Below are 18955 nucleotides of genomic sequence, written 5' to 3'. Positions count from 1 at the left end.
AATCAATCGTCAGGACAACTCACTCTTCAGACTGTGCTCAGCATTCGAGCGACATGATCAATAACAAGATAAAGAGGAAAGACGATGGGTTCAGGACATTCTCACGCGGCATTACCCGGACAAAGCGAGCGACCACTGTGGATCGCATTGATACTGACGACGGCTTTTCTCGTGGCCGAAATTATCGGCGGCATTCTTACGAACAGCCTCGCACTCATCTCGGACGCGGCTCACATGTTCACCGACAGCGCGGCGCTCGCAATCTCACTTGTAGCGATACGTATCGGCAGGCGACCTGCCGACAGCGCGCGTACCTTTGGTTACTATCGCTTCGAGATCCTGGCGGCAGCACTGAATGCAGTTTTGCTTTTCATGGTCGCCATGTACATCCTGTACGAAGCGTATCTCCGACTGGACGATCCACCCGAAATTCAGTCAGGAACGATGCTCATCGTCGCAGCCATTGGCCTGGTCGTCAACCTCATCAGTATGAAGTTGCTGTCGGGCGGAAAGGACTCTAGCCTGAACATCAAAGGTGCGTACCTCGAAGTATGGAGCGACATGCTTGGTTCGATTGGGGTGATCATCGGTGCCTTGGTGATCCGCTACACCGGCTGGACCTGGGTCGATTCAGTCATTGCTGTAGGTATTGGTCTATGGGTATTGCCGCGCACATGGACGCTGCTCAAGGAAAGCATGCATGTCTTGCTTGAAGGCGTACCAAAGGGACTCGGCATCGACGAAATCAATAAAGCGATTTTGGGCGTTCCCGGAGTCGCCAGCGTGCATGACCTGCACGTGTGGTCAATCACAAGCGGCAAGGCCAGTCTGACGGTGCACGTCGTTCAGGACGCGGGCGTTACCGATCCGCAGCCGTTGCTTACCGCGATCCGGCAGCTCATTGCAGCCAAATACGACATTCATCACGCTACCGTTCAGGTCGAGACGACGCCATGTGAGCAGGCGACGGAAGGGCACACATTTGGCCCGGTTGCAGGGCACGACCATGCTGAACATGGCGAGCATCCAGGACACCGAGAGCATGAGGGAGAAGATCGTTGATCTGGCGTCCAGAAGCCCACTAAGGAGATCGTCACAATCGCGGCTGGAGAGCGATCACGGCCATGCCAGCCAGTGCTATGACCGCGCCCGCCACGTCCCAACGAGTCAAGGGGATTCCGTCGACGAACCGCAGCCATAAAAGCGCGACCGCAATGTACATACCGCCGTAGGCTGCATAGGTTCGGCCTGCTGCAGTTGGGTGAAGGGTAAGTAGCCACGCAAACAGTGCCAGAGCCGCTCCTGCTGGCAGCAAGAGCCAGGCCGATTTACCCTGTTTCATCACGAGCCAGGGTAAGTAGCACCCAATAATTTCAGCGACAGCGGTAACGGCGAAGAGGGCTGCAAGTTTTACAAATTCGATCATGCTTTCCTATCGGTTTTTATTGCAGAGTAGGTGGGTCCCATCTGTTTCTGTCATGAGTGAATGATCGGATTCCTAGATGACTTGTCCTTGGCGCGAGCGCGGCTCACACGCGGCATTCTAAGCTAGCTGCGTGCTTGGCCGATTTTAAGTAGCCGGAGCCCGTTGAAGACGACAAGCAGACTCGCTCCCATGTCGGCGAACACAGCCATCCACAAGGTCGCTGAGCCGCCGATCGCCAAGACCAGGAACACTGCCTTGATCAACAAGGCGGCAATAATGTTCTGTTCGAGAATTGCTGCTGCCTTCCGGCTCAGCAGGATGAACTGTGGGATTTTTCTGAGGTCGTCATCCATGAGGGCGACATCGGCTGTTTCGATGGCAGTATCCGTGCCCGCCGCACCCATCGCAAAACCGATATCGGCCTTGGCCAATGCGGGCGCATCATTGATGCCGTCACCGACCATGCCGACAGTACCGTACCGGTCGATCTCGTTATTGATTGCGGCCAGTTTATCTTCCGGCAGCATGTTACCGCGCGCTTCGTCGATGCCAACTTGTCGTGCAATCGCTGCAGCTGTGATGTCGTTGTCGCCAGTGAGCATGATTGTGCGGATCCCCAGTTGATGAAGCTGGGCGATAGCTTCACGGCTGGTTTCGCGAATGGTGTCTGCTACACCGATGACCAACAATGGCGACGCCTCATCGCACAGGACGACTGCAGTCTTGCCTTCGCCTTCCAACTTGGAAAGCAAACTCTCTGTATCGGCGTTGCAGATGCCGAGCTCCTCGACCAGACGATGATTGCCGAGGTAGTACCACTTTCCATTGATTTGTCCTTTTGTGCCGCGCCCAGTCAGCGCTTCGAACGTGCTCACTGCCGCCAGTTCTAGGCCCATGTCAGCATTTTTCCAGTGACGGCTGACGGCTGTCGACACCGGATGGTCCGACCGGTCAGCGAGCGCTGCAGCGAGTTGCAGGTGACTCGTCGCGTCACCTTGTAGACGCAATACGTCCGTCACTTCGGGCTTGCCCTGAGTGATTGTGCCGGTCTTGTCAAGCGCGAGCGAGCGAAGCTTTCCGCCTTGCTCCAGATAGACACCGCCTTTGATGAGAATGCCGGAGCGCGCTGCAGCAGCAAGGCCGCTGACAACGGTGACAGGGGTGGATATCACAAGGGCGCAAGGACAGGCGATCACAAGCAGTACAAGCGCCTTGTAAATCCACGGCATCCATTCAGCGCCCAGCATGAGGGGCGGCACAATGGCAACAGCAAGGGCGATGGCAAATATGATGGGCGTGTAAATGCTGGAGAATCGGTCAACGAAACGCTGTGTCGGGGCACGACTACCTTGCGCTTCCTCGACGGCGCGAATGATACGCGACAGTGTTGAATTGCTCTGTCCAGCAGTGACGCGGTACTCAAACGATCCGGTCTCGTTGATCGTGCCAGCGAACACCTTATCGCCGACACCTTTGGCTACTGGCATACTCTCGCCAGTGATCGGAGCTTGATTCACGGACGACTGGCCTGAAGTCACTTCGCCGTCGAGGGCAATGCGCTCGCCAGGGCCAACGCGGGCCAACACACCGATGCCCACTGTGGTGGCCTCCTGTTCGCTCCAGGTGCCGTCCTCGGCTCGAACGCTGATCCGGTCAGGCGTCAAGGCCATCAGGCCTTGAATGGCATTCCTTGCCCGGTCGAGAGAGCGTGCCTCGATCAGCTCGGCCACGGCAAACAGTACCATCACCATTGCCGCTTCCGGCCACTGGCCAATCAACACGGCACCGGTCACGGCAATCGACATCAAGGCGTTGATATTTAGATTGCGGTTCTTGAGTGCAATCCAGCCTTTTTTGTATACACCCAGTCCCGTGGTTGCGATAGCTAGCAGAGCTAACAGGATGACTGGCCACGAATTTTCACTGCCCGTGTTCCATGCGATGATTTCAGCTCCGACTGCCGCAGCAAGTCCGAGAGCCAAGCTCGCTTGCTGCCACTTTCGCTTAGGTTCGAGAGCTGTCACGGGTGCTGCGCCTTCTTGGGCGCTGACGAGGACAGCCTGCATGCCAATCGAGAGGAGGGCGTCGCCGATTGTTGATGCAGGCCCAGTGTGTTTGACCGTCAGGCGACGTTGAAGCAGATTGAAGTCAAGCTGCTCAACCTGGGAAAGGCCGGATAGCTTGCTGCGGATAAGCGCTTCCTCGGTAGGGCAATCCATGTTCTCGATGCGAAAGACCGTCCCTTGAACTGGCGCAGATTGCTCACTTGCGTTTTCGATGATTGGCACCATCCCTACGCTGCGTATTGCGGTAAGGATCTCGCCAGGTTCTGCAAGGGGGTGTTCGACCTTGAGCCTTCGCTGGACAAGGTTGAATTCAAGCTGTCCAACGCCTGCGACGCGACCGAGCGCCTGCCGCAAGAGTCCTTCTTCAGTCGGGCAATCCATCTCATCGATACGAACAGTCAACGAGCCTGCTTGGGCAGACGGCATTGCTCCTGTTGGCTCAACAGGAACGGACTTTGCGCAACATGACTTGGTTTGGCATTCGGACATGACGGTACCCCGAGAATTGTGTATATTCTTATTAAACACCCTGTAGTAGGTACAGGGTCAAGCATCCGGGTACAGATTGGGGTTTTATATGAAAATTGGCGAGCTGGCCGAGCGTTCAGGTTGTCTGGTGGAGACGATTCGCTACTATGAGCGCATCGGAATTCTCATGCCGCCACAGCGGTTATCGAACAACTACCGCATATACAACGAGCAACATAGTGAACGACTGTCATTCATTCGCCATTGTCGTGCGCTCGATATGACTCTTGATGAGATCCGAGTGCTGCTGGAATTTCGTGACCAGCCAGACAAAGATTGCGTCGGCGTCAATGAGCTGCTCGACAAGCATATCGGACATGTAGTCGAACGTCTGGCGTCACTCTCAGCCTTGGAGTCGCAACTGAGGGACCTCAGGAGACGTTGCGTTACAACCGACAGTGCTGGTTCGTGCGAGATTCTTCATGCTTTGAGCTCGGAAACGCCGATCGACTCATCAAAGCTTGGTGTTCATGGGCAGGTCGTCGATGTAGTGCGCTGAGTTTACGCCGTCCACATTGGGGCTAGCCTGGATACCTGTGGAATCATGAGCCTTGGAGATACTATGCAGATGAACGTAGCCGAGATCTTCTATCAAACCGGCGAACTGCAGTGCAGGTTCGCGTGCTACCTATCTGGCGATGGCTCTCAGTCGATTCGTCACGGGCGGTTCGCTTCGTATCACCGCAACGGGGAGCTAGCTTCGGAAGGGAGCTATGTTAATGGATTCGAGGACGGTGTGTGGCGGAACTACCATGACAACGGCGAGCTTGCCGCCGAAGGCTGCTATGACGAAGGTGAAAAGATTGACACCTGGCGGTACTGGGAACGCGGATAAGGTTAGGAGCTGCTTGGCACCATGATGCTGTGCTGGAACCAGACGGTACGGCTGGAGGCTGTGCGATACGGCGCATCGGGCAAGCAGGCATGATGGTCGTTGCTACGTCTGGCGCACGAATTCTTTTGTCCGCTTTTCGTAGCACATCGACACCGCCATTGGCGACGCATTCGCCGCTTCGCAGCAGGTTGTCATGCGATCGTCGCCAGCCCGTCTTCAATGCGGCGCGTTTCGGTAGATTTTTTGTTGTCATCTATCAATTGAAGAGCAGCTGCAAGCTCTTCAACGTCAGCCAGGAAGTCGTCCGGTTCGGGGAGGGCAGGCGGCGCTTCGCCACCACCCTCATGCGTAAAGTTCGAGCATCGGGTCATGCCGTTATAGACTGCGCTTGCTTCCCGATCACTGACGGAAACGTACCGTAGTTTCGAGGTCTCGATCGATCGTCTAAAGCGTTTAATCGTTCCAGCGAACAGATGTTCCTCGATGAGTAGCTCCCACGTGTCGCGCATTCGCCTGTATCCGTTGCGGACCGTATCATTGTAGAGCTCGTGGTCGCTGTCTTCCTCCAAGGCCTTCTTTGCGCGCTTGGCCTGTTCTCGAAGCTCGTTGACCCGTGCGCTCAACTTCTTGGCCTCGAACGGCAAGGTGTCGCTACAGATTCCCTTTTTGGTACCCGCTGCAAAAATATGGCGACTTTCGTTGGCGACCCCATGTTCCTTTGCAAAATCCTTCAATGACCAGGCGAACGCCAGATCATGGGTGAAAACGATGATCTGCCTGTTCTTTGCTTCGAGGACGAGGCGCTTTGCAATCTTCTCGCGGCGCACATGGTCTAACGACGAAACCGGGTCGTCGAAGATCAGACCTGATCGACCTGGTTCAATGCCGACCTCTGCAAGGAACAGGGCCATTGCGATTACCCGCTGTTCACCTTCGCTCAGAACGTCCGACACCTTGGTGCGGGCATACTGTGGCTGGGTGCGAAGCTTGAGCTGTTGCATGCGGGCTCCTTTTTGTCCCGTCATCTCCAGGGCGACGTCCAGCTTGCTCAGGCCCAGATTGGCCAGCTCTTGTGCGAACGCAGAGCGCAGTTCTTCTGTCACGTGGGATTCGTACAATTCGCCAATGAAAGTTGTGACAAGGCGTGTGTTGCATCCCTTTATGGCCTCGCTGAATGCATGGTCCCGTTTGTGCCATTCAATCGCTTCCAGCACCTTCGGCAGTAGCTGCGCAAGTTGTACTCTGGCTTCCAATTCCACAAGTGTTTTGCTCTTGTGCTCGCGCTCCTCTGGCGTCAACGACACTTCAAGCCGCGCAGCCTCTGCGGTCTCTCTTTCGATCAGTTCGTCGAGTGCCGGTAGCGGGGACGTGGGCAGCACTTCCTGCGGATTGAGTGTGCGGTTTGCTGCAGTTGAAAGGACACTCGCGCGACGCATACCTAACGCAGTTACGTAGTCCCGGATGGCAGTGGCCAGCGCTGGCTCGCTCTCGTCGAGCTCACCCAGCAGCACACGATCAGACGGGAAGGACTCGAGGCTTAATGTTGAGATTGCCCGGTACAATTTCTTCGTGGCCTCTCGCGACTCGGTGGCCTTTTTCTGTGCATCCGCTTCGATAAATTGGAAGAAGGACCTCAGTCGATCGATAGCGTCGCTTGTGAGAGGTTGCTGGCAAAGGACGCAGTGCGCGTCGTCCGGTCCCGGAAACGCATGCGCCGGATACGCTACCTCTGTTGCGTATTTTGCGGCGCTCCTCAGCAAAACCTCCCATGGTTCAGTGCCGGTACCAACTACATAGGCTCCGCCAGCCTGGAGCGTTTCTGCTGCCAGCTTTGATGCATTCTCCGCCGCTGTCATGGATACAAAGGCGTTCGCTAGCTGGCTGAGGGTGCTATCGGTTAAAGGGAGCTCAAGTGCTGAGAGTTCACTGCGCAACGTGCGAAGCCGTGTCGTAGTGCGTCGTATGCGAGCCGCAAGCTTGACTGGATCCTCGTCCCGAAGGAGTTTAGCGATCGCATGCCGCTCTGCTTCTTCTTCCTTCGAGAGAATGGCAAGCTTCGTGAAGGTTTCTGGATGACTCTTCGGCCCAAGTTTTGAGTATGCTTGCCCGACCAGGGTTGTGCCTGACAGCGGTAATAGGTGGGCATGATCGAATGCGTGTGCCTTCCTGTCGACCTCAATCAATCGCTGAACCGTGCCTAACGCCTCTGAGAGACTGTGAATCACGTCCATGCCGCAGGGAACAAAAAGAACCCTTGCCTGGCTGTCGACGAACACCCGAGCACAGTGTGAATCGAAAACCGACATTTGCGACAGCGGTGCGGGCGGCACGGTGTCTGCGACCCAGTTGTGCAAACGGAGCTCGTCGCCCTCGTTCCATTCAAATGTCGCACTGGCGGTCACTGATCCGGACGTTGCGGCGTAGACATCTGGAAGGATGGTTTCCACGTTGCGTGCACGGCAGGCTTTTTTGAGCGCACGCGCATAGCCAGACTTGCCCGCACCGTTGTGCCCGTAGACGACAGTAAGCCCCATCCGGTGGAATGTCAGCGCCTGCGTGCTGTCGATCGCATTGAGATTCTTTGGGCTACGCATTGCAATAAGACTAACATCTTCGCCTACTTGCGCAGCTGAGGGCAGGGTAGATGGATCAAGGCGGACAGCAACTAGTCCTTGTCGAGCAGGCAGACCGTGATGCAACTTGGCCAAGGCAGCTAGGTCCTGTAAATCATCCTGGGTCAGGCTACCGGTTAGCAACCTGCGGATCGCGTCATCGATCCATGCTGGCTGCTCAGAGGCCCATGAAACGATTTTCTGAATTATTTGCATTTGTGCCTGCTGACTTGTCTAGTTACTTGCCGTTATGACTAGCGTAAAGAAGTCTGAGCAATGTTGCAACGAAAGAATAATTCGATGAACAAGTAGTAGCCAAATTCCACCAATAGTTGTGGTGCGAAGCTTGTGCCTCAGAACCGCGTGCAGTTGGTGCGTGAAGCTCTCAGTCGTGACACAACTTCAGAAATCTATTAGCCGCACACACAGGGTCGATTGGATTGCGCGTTTCGCAACACGGTGATACTGTATGCCTGTACAGTATTTGGTTTGGGGAGGCGGCATGTCAAAGGGGACGTCGCGAACGTTTGTGTCAATTCCATCAGATTTCCCAAGGGCAAACCTGATTGATGACGTGCTGTCTAACTACGAGCTGTGCTTGGATCTTGTCCGCCAACTTGTGGAAGAGGTAAGAAAAGAGCAGCTCCGACACCCACTTATTCCGACCATCGAAATTGTTGAGCTGCATCTTGAGATTGCGCAACGGTTCGGTTGGGGTGGCGTACCTGGCGAAGTTGAGTGGATTTTTCGAAACGTCGTGCGTGTGCTGGGCTGCGAATCGCCTGGATCCTCGGTACAGTGATCAAGCCTTGCATGCAGTGCACGCAAGGAAGGCCTGTCTGGCTAACGACTGCTGGTGAGAAAAATGACTAACAGCGACGAATCCAAGCGTGATCCAGAAGAGACGGAATTCATGGTGCCCGATGAGTTTCCTCGTGAGCGCATCAGTGGCGCAGTACCTGGTGCTCAACCTAAATATCTTGCTACGCTCTACAAAGGGCGTTACTACTTGAGTGGATGCACGCCCCCTGAGCTGTATGATCGATGGTGCATTTGCGAGGATCTAGCCGCCCAACTCGCTGCGAAATCGTTGGCGTCGAAAGCGGGGAAACGTTCACATATGACGGAGAGCGCAATTCTCCACCAGTATTACGAAAGGCTGGTCGAGACAAGCTGGACGTCGAGGGATGAAGCGCGTTGGATCATGCGGAGGGTAGCTCAGCAAATTGGATGGCTTCAGACTGACGGACCATGGGTGACCGAGAAGTGATCGTGGTAGATGAGGCTTGGTGTTGGTCTGATCTGGACTTTGACAGATGAAGTTGACACCTTACGCTCGCAGGATGTAGCTGGACGCGGGCGATGTGCTGGCTTCGTTGTCACTTTCTTCGCGACTGGCGCACTGCAATCACCGCGTAGCGTTGCGGTAAGACTACGATAGGTAGCGTTTACCTGCTATTGGACATACTCTCGAGTTGCATGATGGTCTAGGTCGCCGTCGCTCCCTGCTCAGTGTATAATTTGTGGTATCAGTTCATACTACATGAACAAACATGGTGTGATAGGAGAATGCTATGAGCCTCCGTGGACTTCAAGTCAACAATTTTAATGTGCGGAACGAGCCGAAAAAATTGCCTGGTGAAGAGGTCAAAGTTTCACCAGAAGCAATCGATCGTGTGAGGGCGGCGAACCGTTATTTCGACGCCAATCCTCCTCGTGCACATTCCCAATCGGAGCTTGATTCTCTGTTCAAACGCCGCTAAGCATGGTTGTGCCGTATTTTGTCGGTATTGATCCTAGCTATCCGGAATTCCAAAAAGAACTTGACGCGTTGTTTCTGCATCACGAGGCACTTGCGAGTGCCTTCGGTGACACTGTCAAACAAATGATGCTGTGGTCGGATCTTGAGCGGCTGGCATCTCCTCAGCTTGTCGAAAGTGCTTTCGACGGATCCTACGCGCTGTACAAGCTTACTTATCAAAGCGGTGCGTTGGAGCTTTACGCTCGCCTTGAAGGTAATGTCCTGGCGTTTATCACAATCCTGAAACCTAAGATGGTAGCGAAACGCTAGTCGTTTACATGTAGCTCCCCAGATCTTCCAGGATCAGATGTGCGGCATCGCAGGGTAGTTGATCCCTGTCACCCGGTGTCGACAACCTGCTACTCTCTAGCAGTGCAGGCAGCAAGACATGCCGCCGTGAGGAGGAGGGTGGTGCCGCAATGGCATTCTGTGCAGCGGTGAGATTGCCAACCAACACGACTTGCTGAACACCGCGCGTAACAGCGGTATAGATCAGCGCCTGGTCGAGCAGTCGTGATTTCCGTACTGGTATGATCACTCGTTCGAACTGACTGCCTTGGCTCTTGTGTACCGTGATCGAGTAGGCGTGCACCAGTGCCTGAAGCTGTGTTGAATTAAAACGGTACTCGATCCCTTCAAACTGAGCTCTGCAACAAACGGTTTCACCATACGTTACTTTCAGTGCCTCAACAATGATCCCAAGTGAGCCGTTGCGAAGCCCTAGTTCGTAGTTGTTTTCCGTGAAAATGACGAGGTCGCCGACGCAGATAGGTAGCTTTTCGGGGCTGAGAGCACCGACGACGCCAAACTGGGGGTCGTAGCATTGAATCTGCTCAGGCTCCTGACGATACCTCGCGTGTAATGCGGAATTGAGTTCTCGGACGCCGCCAACATTGCTGCGTGTGGTGGAGAGAATTTGCACAGCGTAATCGCTGCCGTGACCGCCAAGTTCCTCGTATACCCGTAGAACTGTCGCATCCAGCTCGGCGTCACTACAGGAAACGAACGACACGCCCGACCCTTTTCCCAGGTAGCGGGCAAATTGAGGCGGCTCGTGCCTACGTATGGCAGCCGCGACCGATGGAATGCCGCTCGCAGAACTCTGCCGTTTAGTCACTTTTAATTCAGTCTGCACGATCCATGGATTGCCCACGAGCGCATGGAGCACGAGACCTGGACCAATGGGCGGCAACTGCGAAGGATCTCCAACAAGAACGACTCGCGTCCCTGGAGGAATCTGCAGCAAAAAGCGATACATGAGGATGACATCGACCATGCTCATCTCGTCGATCACGACTACCGAGCCATGCCCGAGAGGCAGTGAATCAACCTTGTTCAGGAACGAAGCGATCGTCATGCTCTCTCGTCCAGTCGCTTCAGTCATGCGCTGCGCTGCGCGACCGGCCAAGGCCAACTGATGGATGGCGATACATGGTTGCGACGCTTCGAGTGCACGATACAACGCCTTCAACACGGTCGTTTTTCCTGTGCCTGCTCCTCCAAGTATCAGGCACAGATTGCTGGCAGCGCTGGCAATGACGGCCACGCGTTGCTCAGCGGTGAGCGTGAACCCATTTTCAGATTCGTAATGCGCGATCGAACGGGCCACCTGTGCTTCATCGACCTCAGTGTTCCCTAACAGGGAATGCTGCCCCGTCGCTTCGCCGCACGCAATCTCACGTAGCCGCGTTGCCACATACTGCTCAATGACGTACGTACCGGCAGGCTGAAAGAAGTCGCCGACACGTCGGTACCGCGCGTCATTGTCGAGCGCAAGTGCCTTCGTAACGAGCGGATGAAGACCAAGCAGTTTGTACAGTCGTGATCTAAGCCCAGCAGAAGGCAGGCAGGTATGGCCATCGGACAAGCCGCTATACAGGGCTTCCTCGGTGGCGGCGTTAAGGCGGCGGGGGTCGTCTTGTGTAACGCCGAACTGGCGTTGCGCGAGCTGATCGACCGTTTTCCATTTTTCGGCGAAGGACACCAGTCGGTATGGATTTTCCTCTAGCTTTGCCTGGGCTTGTTCTCCATAAAAATCAGCAATCTTTTGCCCAATACGGCGATGTATTCCCAGTCGATCGAGCCACAGTAAGGTCCCTGCTACCCTATGGGTTTCAAAGGCATGGCATAGTAGGTCAGCAGCCTCCAAGCTGACAATTTCACTGAGAAGCTCGAGGTTTCTCCTGTCGATGAGCTCGATCAAGGCAGGGCCGAAACGGTCGTAGAGTTTTTGTGCTTTCACGTGCCCGATGCCAGCGCACATTGTTGAGTTGGCTATCCATTCCACAATGTTGCTGCCTGAAGGGCGAACAAGTTGCGCATTTGTCACTTCGATCTGCTGCTCATCATTCCACATGGCGAGGCAACCGCTGATCACCCAACGCTGTCCTTTGTCGACCAGGGACGCGTCGTTGATGACATCATTTTTGCAAACGGCAATGTACCGCTCGTGAGCATCTGATACGCCGCTGAAAATGACACCTCCATACTTGCCACGACTGCGTATGCCGGTTACCCGCAACTGAACGGTAAGCGGACGCTTCATTGTACAAGCCTTCCGGTTTTAAACAGATGGTCGGCCAAGAACTTATACTTCTTTAATAGCTCTTGGAGCAGAGCAACTTGCGCCCTGAGTGCGGCGTTTTGTTCTTCCAGCGTTTTTACCCGTTGCTCGACGCCTGCCTTTGCAATTTGCGCACGCCGGTTGGCAGCTTTTTCTGATTTTATCTCTTCGGGGGTCTTCAAGCGGCTGCCGATTTCGATGTCAGGATCGACAGGATCGAGTAAGCCAGCCGTGCGCAACCGCGCTTCGAGCTTAACCAATTCGGCTTTTACAGAAGGGTTCTGGCGCAGCACAGACACGGCAAAACCACACTCATGTGCAATATCCGTACGGCTTAATTTGTCGCCACGTACGTAATCCGCCCAGTCGTTAGTACGGTCGCGCTCCTTGATCCAGGCACGGAACCGCTCAACGTTTTCAAGTGCAACCTGCTGCCCGCTCCGTCCGCTACCCATACTGCCTCCAGTTTCAAGTTCGCTACTTCTTTTTAGGAAGCGGCTTCATGATCTGCTCGCGCGTAAAACCTTCTACCGACGCATTGTGAATAAATCTTTGGGCTACTTCCGCCATCTTTTGAATCTCACCCTTTAACTGCTCGTTCTCGGCTTCAAGCTTGGCCAACCGTTCTATCGCATCTTGAATGCTCCTTGGTCGAGCCACATTGCTGAGTTTGTCGACGTCGAATCGGATTTTCTTCGTCTTGACGTCGTAGGCTTGTGCGATTCCCGTCTTCTTGGCCAGCCCCTGTCGGGTCGGCAAATATCCGATGATGCTTTGCGAACCCTTGCAAATGTTGTTCCACGTGAGCTTTTCCCCCTTAGGCCAGTGCCGGATCATTTCAACAATCAGATTCACCTCGGCACCCGTGATTGCTTTAGCCACCTCGTGGTCCCTTCAATTCATCGAGGCACTCCAACAGATCATTGCCATATTCGATTGCCAATTCCCTTCGATCGACAAGTTTCACGCCCATCACCTGGGCAGTCTCGTTGATCAATGTTTGCTCATGGGCGAAGTTTGTTCCGGCAATCTCGACTGGACTGCCGTCTGGCACTTGCGGGTCGTTGAGTACCGCAATAAGGTCATCGAGTTTTTTGATTTGAGGCCCCATCACCTTGATCCACCGCGTCGCTGATCGCTCACCTCTCGAAACAGCTTCTTGCGCTGCGTTGAACGTCTTCGCCATCGTGGCGCGCTCGCTCCGAATGATCTCAACTGCAAACTTGTCACCCTTGCACATCAACAGTTCGGAACAGTTCAGGCAATCGGCAAACTTGTTACAAGGGCCGATTCTCCAGCTCCGCCTGCAGAGGCCATACCGACTACGATGGATTGGCCCCTGCTTGTAGATCTCAGCTTCTTTGAGCGTGACCGGGTCCTTTGAGATCTGCTCGGATTCCATGTGCATCAACGAAGCAGCGGTGGCCGCCGCTTCACCCCGGTCGTTGTCGAGATAGGTCAATGTCTGCCGAAAGGTCGAGCGGCTGCTCCATGCAGTGATGACATCAAGCGTGAGCCCACTCTGCTGAGCCAAACGGTTAAGCAAGTGGCGCGGCGCATGTGATTTCAACTTCTTGGGCTCGAAGCCATGGCGGGTGTAAAAACATATAGGGCGGCTGTTTTTCCGGTCTTTCATCTCTGACGCGTCAAGGCGCTTCACGTAATAGTCCCGGTTGAATGGGGCTAACAGGACTGGGCTCGTGAACAGATTGGGTGCGAACTGAAAGCGAAGAGAGCAAAGCAGGGACTCAGACATCTTGAGTGGAGGGCGCGTGGCCCCGCTCAAGGGCTCTTGATATGGAAAGTGTGGATTCTGATTTTGATGGTCGCGCAGCACAATCTGCCACAGTGAATTCAATGTATGACCGATGAGCCGTCTGGACCCAGTCCATCTTTTAATGTAATCCTCTACAGATTTGGACGAGTCGAAGCCCAATGCCTGGGCAGTCTGCACTCGTGTCAGCGGAACGTCGTCAGGGACATCTGGGCAGTTTTTGTGTCGATAAAATTTGGTTGGGTTGGTCTCCATGTAGCGTGCCAAGCGACGTGCTTCTTCTGTCAGTTCTGTCAGGCGGCGCACTGCTTCGATGGCAGTCTCTGCCATGGTTTCCGGAATAGGTTTTCGACAAAACTCTTTAGTCTTCGGCACCCAATATTTGAGGTAATACTGGGTTTTGCCATCCTTATCCAGATCGTGGGCCAGGCAGTCCGTTCTGAACCGACGGATCTCACTGATGCGCATCGGGGCGCAGAGCAGAAGCGCTGTAATACTTGTCACCATCACGTCAACATCTTCAAGTGACTGATCGTAACCTCGACTGAAAACAGCACCGATCGCCAGCAAAGCGTCCTGATCGGGAAGCTTTTTATCTTTCGCTTCGTTTGATGCAAACGCGCCATTCTGGTTCTCGTAACTGAGATCTCCGTGATATCGATGGGTCCAGAAGTGCGCAGCGCTTGACACAATGCCGTTGTCGGCAAGCCGTCGCAAAATATTCAGGAGCTCGCCTGCGATAAACGCAGCACCTTTGAAGCGCGTACACAGTGCAACGGCCTCATCGAAGTGCCTCTGGGTCACTTTCGTTATGTCGGGAACGTCCATGTCCGTGCGCAGCACCTGCTCCAGCAAACGCAGCGCCGCCATCTCGCGACCGATATTGCGATGGGGCTTAGTGTGATGGCGATATCGAAGGTAGGCTTTCGCTGCTTCCACAAATTCCGGATGCATCAGCTGTTCCGGGCTCGGAATCGCCGACCAGTGTAAGGCCGCGTTTTCCACATTGATAAAACGAATTGTTGCGAACGTGGTCCGCCATTTCATTTCTTCCCAACTAAAACCCGGTATGTCCGACCAGGTTGGAATAACGTCGCGCGCCATTTCAATGAACTTCTCGAGGTTGTGCTGCGCGGTCCGACTCTTCTTTGGAATGAATGTGATGACATTACTCATTCTCCAACCCCTAGTTCAGCCTTGCGAGCATCACAGCGGGCGATGCAAGCCTGCACTGCTCGAATATCGGGGGACAGATCAATGGGAGTTAGAAGCTTGCGATTGCCTCCGATTTTGATCATGGCGTTCTCTTCCGCTTGCCTCACGAGGAGCGCATTCAGAACTTCATCATGTGGCGCGAAAACAAGTGGCTCGAAGTGCTTGCATCGGTAGCAGGGGACAGGAACAGACGTAGTTGCACAAAAGCTATGCTTTCCACAATTTCCGACGCCGGTCAAATTTTCTCCATTGGGGAATTCGATGGCACTCTCGGGATCGTCGGCGCGACTTGCCTGAGATTTGTCGTCTAGCAGCTTTCCAGTAAATGACATGGCCAGCGGTGACAGCGCCCCACTCATGGCGGCGTTAATCTTCCGAGATTCTTCAGCAGGATCGTTGTAATACGCCTCGACAGCGCGAGCGTCCGAATGACCGAGCCAGTAGGACAGTACCTCCTTGGGCATTCCCAATCGTGCAAGCTGTCGCGCCCTTGTATGCCGCATGCGAGTAGAGGTAACGCGGATGGGTCTACCCGTACGGTGACTGTAGGGCGGCACTGGTAAACAGCTCTGGCCATCTCTAGCGAAGATATGCGCAGGGGTGGTTTTAGCCCAAGTCAAGTATTTGCCAAGTACCTGTCCCGGCGTGTGGAAAATGCGATGCCCCAAGTTCGCCCGCCAGTCAATACCATAGTGGCTCGTAAGCTCATGCATCGCTGTGCAAAGCTGAGCCTGTTCAACGAATACGGGCAGCAGGTTCAACTCCTTTTCGTTTACAGGAAACCCGAAAACGGTCTCAATCAGCTGCTGTACTTCATATTTGTGAAGTTGGTAGAGATCCCATAAATGATCAGCTATCGGATGGACCTCTTCCTTACTATCACGAAAATTGTCTTCAGCATGGCGGTCTTTCGCACCAGGGAAGTGAACCCATCGACCTGTCCCACCGGCCTCAACCGCATCGTCCTCGCGGAAGTCTCCGAATTTCAAATTGGCCAGCTGTACGGTTCGTCGTGCGTACTGCATCGAAAGCAGTCGCAACAGAGTGACCTGTGTACAAGTAATTCCGTGATCGTAATTTGCCCAAATTTGGTGGAGCAGCGCGTCAAATTCCAGATCAGTAAGCCAACTCTCGTCTGGGTCGTCGGACAAGACATTGCGGGGGTATTTTGGGTGAGCACTCCTTTTTGCCAGAAGTAGCAGCGCCTCGTTCGAAATTGCTCTTGAATAACGGTCTTGCCAGTATATAAAGAACGCCCTCAAAAATCCTTGAACTGCTTGAAACGAACTTGACGATAGCGAACGCATCAGCCATGCCTTGTCGAATTCTCGAGCTTGATGCCGAGCAATCGACATACACAGGACGTCTACGCCGCGCAGTAAGGTGGTCGACGCGTATTTACCCTCAGCCGAGAATTTAATTAAGTGTTTTCGTAGCGAACGCGCCAGGTCTGGACGCAGGTAGGTAAACCATGAACACTCAACTCTTGAGTGGCCCACGTGCGCTAACCAATCTCCTTCCCATCGGAAATCACTTGGCGGCACGACTGGACGCTTCGTCTTATCGAGATCAAGATCGAGTTCCGGTGTTTCTTTTACTGGGCGTTTGACGGATGCGGTCATCGTCTACTCTCTACAATTAAAGCTGCCTGTCAACAGGATAGTAAGTTGCCAAGTACGTACGCAACTGTATTTATGCTTTAGGGCAATGCAATTTCGCGGCAGCAAGAAGCAAACAACTGTATGGACATACAGTACAATATGGATGGCAAACTCGCAAGAGAGCTTCGTGATCCCGCGATATTGCGAAGATTCAACGCTGATTGCCGAGTGTTAAGTGCGCAACGGGAAGGTGTTACCTTGTGGGTATCTCCGGAGACACGGCCAGCTCACGTTTGCGTGTCTTTCGCAACTTGCAGACCAAATTCCAACGCCATATTTTGAATGTAGCGCTTGTTATATATCGCCCCCATGTCTGATTCAGGCCGCCACCCCATCAATTCTTCTCTGACTTGTCGCTGGTCGAGTTTGTCCATTTTTGCTTTGTCCGCTTGTGACGAGAAGCGGAAATTCCAATCGTGTCTTAACAAGTGAGGATGCAGCAATCCTAGAGCGGGAAACAGTGATTTGAAGCTCCGTACGGCCTGATCGAAAGTCGAAATAGACAGGGGTTTTGCCTGTCCTCGACCTTGGCGATCATTTACAAAAATGAAGTCCTCGTCGTCAAAGCCAACGCGGGGTAGGGTAGCGCGGTACTCGGTAATGTAATCGAATAGTTGTCGCTCCAGCTCTGGCGAGATTGGCACGATTCGGCCAACGGTTTTGGCTACAGGTTGGTTCACGCGATTATCATAGATATCGTTATGATTTCGTTCTATTGTCAGGCACGCAATCGCACCGCCCGTCGATTCTTTGAGATGTTTGAGTTTCAAGGAAAGAAGTTCGCCGCGTCGCATTCCGGTTTCATAAAGTATGCGAAGCATGACGACATTGCGAAGGCGCGATCCTCTATCGGTGTCGCGGACAAGTTTGGCAAACGGATATTGCCATAACGATACAAGTTGATCTCTTGCTTTCGTTGAAAGGTGCTTCTCCACAGTCTTCTGCATGGCGGCAGTTTTGGAGCCAGATTTTTTATTTGATTTATCGTCCAAACGACGTTTTTGAGTGTCAATCATGTGCGCGACTTCAACGTTGTCCGCGTCGGTGATCAGTTCATTCGCCAGCCAGGTCAAATATGCGCATGCATAATTGATATAGGTATTTCCTTTTTCCGTGCTGACCGTATTTCCAGATTTGCCGCGACGTCTCTGGCGAAGGTACTGCGCGAGGTTGTCGATTTCATGTGGCTTTAAAAAATCGCGCTGAAGAAATCTTACCGCCAGGTCGCAGGACTGCCGAGCTTCCCATTCGATGACGCGCTTAATGGCTTCGAGATAAACCAGTTGCGTTCCGTGAGTGGCATCCAAACGAATGGATCTGGAAATATAGGCGGTGGGGTAGAAAAGCGGAAATCCTGGCTCATCAGTGTCGTAAATCTGACAAAAGCGCTCGCCATCGGAGGCAATAAATGATTTAATCTGTAGTTTCATAACTTGCCTCGTGGAAAACTGTTTACACTTTCCTCTACTTGTTAAGTAGCGTATCGTCTGTTTACACTTTCTGCAAGCGCTGTTCACCGCTGGGTTACCGATTATGGTATGCTCTCATAGGGAAGATTAGATAATTTTGGATGAGGAAGCGGTTCTCCGTTTACAAAAGATGCATAACAGGATAGTAGTCCTCGATACCGAAACCACCGGCCTGAATCCCCGCACGGGCGACCGCGTCATCGAGGTCGGCTGCGTCGAAATCGTCAACCGCAAGCTGACCGGTAATAACTTTCACCGCTACATCAACCCGGAGCGCGATTCGGACGAAGCGGCGCTGGCGGTCCATGGCCTCACCACCGAATTTCTCAGCGACAAGCCGAAGTTCCACGAGATCGCGGAAGACCTGCGGGCTTACGTAACGGGCGCCGAAGTCATCATCCACAACGCGCCCTTCGACCTGGGCTTCCTGAACCACGAGTTCCAGCGTCTCGGACTGCCGTCGTTCACCGAGCATTGCGCCGGCGTGATCGACACCCTGGTGCAGGCCAAGGAACTCCATCCGGGCAAGCGCAACTCGCTCGATGCCCTGTGCGACCGCTACGAAATCTCGAACGCCCACCGCAAGCTGCACGGCGCACTGCTCGACTCGGAGCTGCTGGCGGACGTGTACCTGGCGATGACGCGCGGCCAGAACTCGCTGACCATGGATGTGGCGGCCGAAGCCAGCGCGGGCGGCGAGCTGGTGGATGCGGGTCCGCTGGGCGAGATCATCGTGCTCGCAGCGAGCGCCGACGAACTCGCGGCGCACGACGAGGTGCTCGCCGGCCTGGACAAGAACGTGAAGGGCAGCTGCGTCTGGCGGAATTATTCGCCCGTAGAGGTGACGGCGGGGTGATCCTGTGGCATAATACGCCTCGCTTCGGGAGGTTAGCTCAGGGGTAGAGCACTGCATTCACACTGCAGGGGTCGCAAGTTCGAAACTTGCACTTCCCACCAGGAATTCAAGCGAGAAAGACGTTGATTGCGTGAGCGGTCAACGTCTTT

Annotated in this window: 17 protein-coding genes and 1 tRNA gene; 9 read left to right on the top strand and 9 right to left on the bottom strand. The window is 54.0% G+C overall.

Annotated elements, in window-relative coordinates:
• Nucleotides 1-84 precede the first annotated feature (84 nt).
• Nucleotides 85-1062 carry a cation diffusion facilitator family transporter gene (locus tag AC56KL_RS10440; RefSeq protein ID WP_497180082.1) on the top strand — a complete coding sequence of 326 codons (978 nt, stop codon included), beginning with the start codon at nucleotides 85-87 and terminating at the stop codon, nucleotides 1060-1062.
• A gap of 31 nt (nucleotides 1063-1093) precedes the next feature.
• Here AC56KL_RS10440 and AC56KL_RS10435 read toward each other — a convergent pair whose 3' ends face one another.
• Together AC56KL_RS10435 and AC56KL_RS10430 are read right to left on the bottom strand one after the other, a co-directional pair.
• Entirely contained in the window at nucleotides 1094-1426 is a 333-nt protein-coding gene (locus AC56KL_RS10435; RefSeq protein ID WP_497180081.1) for a YnfA family protein, read from the bottom strand.
• A 122-nt stretch (nucleotides 1427-1548) separates the two neighbouring features.
• Nucleotides 1549-3981 (bottom strand): heavy metal translocating P-type ATPase, encoded by a 2433-nt coding sequence (locus AC56KL_RS10430; RefSeq protein WP_497180080.1) that lies wholly within the window; start codon nucleotides 3979-3981, stop codon nucleotides 1549-1551.
• Between the two features lie 88 nt (nucleotides 3982-4069).
• Here AC56KL_RS10430 and cadR point away from each other — a divergent pair, with 88 nt between their 5' ends.
• A complete protein-coding gene (cadR, locus tag AC56KL_RS10425) occupies nucleotides 4070-4519 on the top strand; it encodes a Cd(II)/Pb(II)-responsive transcriptional regulator (protein ID WP_497180079.1) in 450 nt (149 codons plus the stop codon).
• Nucleotides 4520-4582: 63 nt separating this feature from the next.
• Complete coding sequence (locus AC56KL_RS10420; RefSeq protein ID WP_497180078.1) at nucleotides 4583-4855, top strand: toxin-antitoxin system YwqK family antitoxin; 273 nt, start codon at nucleotides 4583-4585, stop codon at nucleotides 4853-4855.
• A gap of 191 nt (nucleotides 4856-5046) precedes the next feature.
• On the opposite strand, the gene AC56KL_RS10415 is transcribed toward AC56KL_RS10420, so the two are convergent.
• On the bottom strand, nucleotides 5047-7683 hold the full coding sequence (locus AC56KL_RS10415; protein WP_497180077.1) for an AAA family ATPase: 2637 nt from the start codon (nucleotides 7681-7683) through the stop codon (nucleotides 5047-5049).
• A gap of 286 nt (nucleotides 7684-7969) precedes the next feature.
• Here AC56KL_RS10415 and AC56KL_RS10410 point away from each other — a divergent pair, with 286 nt between their 5' ends.
• The 4 genes from AC56KL_RS10410 to AC56KL_RS10395 all read left to right on the top strand — a co-directional run bounded on the left by AC56KL_RS10410 (nucleotide 7970) and on the right by AC56KL_RS10395 (nucleotide 9538).
• Nucleotides 7970-8269, top strand: a complete 300-nt coding sequence (locus AC56KL_RS10410; RefSeq protein ID WP_497180076.1) for a hypothetical protein — start codon at nucleotides 7970-7972, stop codon at nucleotides 8267-8269.
• A gap of 63 nt (nucleotides 8270-8332) precedes the next feature.
• Nucleotides 8333-8737 (top strand): hypothetical protein, encoded by a 405-nt coding sequence (locus AC56KL_RS10405; RefSeq protein ID WP_497180075.1) that lies wholly within the window; start codon nucleotides 8333-8335, stop codon nucleotides 8735-8737.
• Between the two features lie 304 nt (nucleotides 8738-9041).
• Nucleotides 9042-9230: a hypothetical protein gene (locus AC56KL_RS10400; RefSeq protein WP_497180074.1), complete on the top strand. Its 189-nt coding sequence runs from the start codon at nucleotides 9042-9044 to the stop codon at nucleotides 9228-9230.
• A gap of 2 nt (nucleotides 9231-9232) precedes the next feature.
• Entirely contained in the window at nucleotides 9233-9538 is a 306-nt protein-coding gene (locus AC56KL_RS10395) for a hypothetical protein (RefSeq protein ID WP_497180073.1), read from the top strand.
• Nucleotides 9539-9542: 4 nt separating this feature from the next.
• On the opposite strand, the gene AC56KL_RS10390 is transcribed toward AC56KL_RS10395, so the two are convergent.
• From AC56KL_RS10390 to AC56KL_RS10365, 6 genes are all read right to left on the bottom strand, one after another.
• Entirely contained in the window at nucleotides 9543-11813 is a 2271-nt protein-coding gene (locus tag AC56KL_RS10390; RefSeq protein WP_497180072.1) for an AAA family ATPase, read from the bottom strand.
• Nucleotides 11810-12286, bottom strand: a complete 477-nt coding sequence (locus tag AC56KL_RS10385; RefSeq protein ID WP_497180071.1) for a VPA1267 family protein — start codon at nucleotides 12284-12286, stop codon at nucleotides 11810-11812. The genes AC56KL_RS10390 and AC56KL_RS10385 overlap by 4 nt, the downstream gene beginning before the upstream one ends.
• A gap of 22 nt (nucleotides 12287-12308) precedes the next feature.
• Nucleotides 12309-12713, bottom strand: a complete 405-nt coding sequence (locus tag AC56KL_RS10380; RefSeq protein ID WP_497180070.1) for a hypothetical protein — start codon at nucleotides 12711-12713, stop codon at nucleotides 12309-12311.
• The gene (locus AC56KL_RS10375; RefSeq protein ID WP_497180069.1) at nucleotides 12706-14781 is read right to left on the bottom strand and encodes a hypothetical protein; all 2076 of its coding nucleotides are present in this window, start codon (nucleotides 14779-14781) and stop codon (nucleotides 12706-12708) included. The genes AC56KL_RS10380 and AC56KL_RS10375 overlap by 8 nt, the downstream gene beginning before the upstream one ends.
• Nucleotides 14778-16442, bottom strand: coding sequence for a hypothetical protein (locus AC56KL_RS10370; protein ID WP_497180068.1), 1665 nt, complete (start codon nucleotides 16440-16442; stop codon nucleotides 14778-14780). The genes AC56KL_RS10375 and AC56KL_RS10370 overlap by 4 nt, the downstream gene beginning before the upstream one ends.
• Before the next feature lie 266 nt (nucleotides 16443-16708).
• On the bottom strand, nucleotides 16709-17911 hold the full coding sequence (locus AC56KL_RS10365) for a tyrosine-type recombinase/integrase (protein ID WP_497180067.1): 1203 nt from the start codon (nucleotides 17909-17911) through the stop codon (nucleotides 16709-16711).
• A 169-nt stretch (nucleotides 17912-18080) separates the two neighbouring features.
• On the opposite strand from AC56KL_RS10365, the gene dnaQ reads away from it, so the two are divergent.
• Nucleotides 18081-18806, top strand: coding sequence for a DNA polymerase III subunit epsilon (dnaQ, locus tag AC56KL_RS10360; protein WP_497180066.1), 726 nt, complete (start codon nucleotides 18081-18083; stop codon nucleotides 18804-18806).
• A 26-nt stretch (nucleotides 18807-18832) separates the two neighbouring features.
• A tRNA-Val gene (locus tag AC56KL_RS10355) sits at nucleotides 18833-18907 on the top strand.
• Nucleotides 18908-18955 lie beyond the last annotated feature (48 nt).

The sequence above is a fragment of the Telluria sp. ZB4P34 genome, from assembly GCF_059686055.1.
Note: the sequence above shows the minus strand (reverse complement) of the source record. Positions and strands in the feature narration are given on the sequence as shown.

Bases quoted from the DNA above. Each gene is read 5' to 3' on its own strand.
- AC56KL_RS10370 (WP_497180068.1), bottom strand. From the start codon at position 16,442: ATGACCGCATCCGTCAAACGCCCAGTAAAAGAAACACCGGAACTCGAT.
- AC56KL_RS10375 (WP_497180069.1), bottom strand. From the start codon at position 14,781: ATGAGTAATGTCATCACATTCATTCCAAAGAAGAGTCGGACCGCGCAG.
- AC56KL_RS10395 (WP_497180073.1), top strand. From the start codon at position 9,233: ATGGTTGTGCCGTATTTTGTCGGTATTGATCCTAGCTATCCGGAATTC.
- dnaQ (WP_497180066.1), top strand. From the start codon at position 18,081: ATGCATAACAGGATAGTAGTCCTCGATACCGAAACCACCGGCCTGAAT.
- AC56KL_RS10410 (WP_497180076.1), top strand. From the start codon at position 7,970: ATGTCAAAGGGGACGTCGCGAACGTTTGTGTCAATTCCATCAGATTTC.
- AC56KL_RS10365 (WP_497180067.1), bottom strand. From the start codon at position 17,911: ATGAAACTACAGATTAAATCATTTATTGCCTCCGATGGCGAGCGCTTT.
- AC56KL_RS10440 (WP_497180082.1), top strand. From the start codon at position 85: ATGGGTTCAGGACATTCTCACGCGGCATTACCCGGACAAAGCGAGCGA.
- AC56KL_RS10420 (WP_497180078.1), top strand. From the start codon at position 4,583: ATGCAGATGAACGTAGCCGAGATCTTCTATCAAACCGGCGAACTGCAG.
- AC56KL_RS10385 (WP_497180071.1), bottom strand. From the start codon at position 12,286: ATGGGTAGCGGACGGAGCGGGCAGCAGGTTGCACTTGAAAACGTTGAG.
- cadR (WP_497180079.1), top strand. From the start codon at position 4,070: ATGAAAATTGGCGAGCTGGCCGAGCGTTCAGGTTGTCTGGTGGAGACG.
- AC56KL_RS10430 (WP_497180080.1), bottom strand. From the start codon at position 3,981: ATGTCCGAATGCCAAACCAAGTCATGTTGCGCAAAGTCCGTTCCTGTT.
- AC56KL_RS10390 (WP_497180072.1), bottom strand. From the start codon at position 11,813: ATGAAGCGTCCGCTTACCGTTCAGTTGCGGGTAACCGGCATACGCAGT.
- AC56KL_RS10415 (WP_497180077.1), bottom strand. From the start codon at position 7,683: ATGCAAATAATTCAGAAAATCGTTTCATGGGCCTCTGAGCAGCCAGCA.
- AC56KL_RS10400 (WP_497180074.1), top strand. From the start codon at position 9,042: ATGAGCCTCCGTGGACTTCAAGTCAACAATTTTAATGTGCGGAACGAG.
- AC56KL_RS10405 (WP_497180075.1), top strand. From the start codon at position 8,333: ATGACTAACAGCGACGAATCCAAGCGTGATCCAGAAGAGACGGAATTC.
- AC56KL_RS10435 (WP_497180081.1), bottom strand. From the start codon at position 1,426: ATGATCGAATTTGTAAAACTTGCAGCCCTCTTCGCCGTTACCGCTGTC.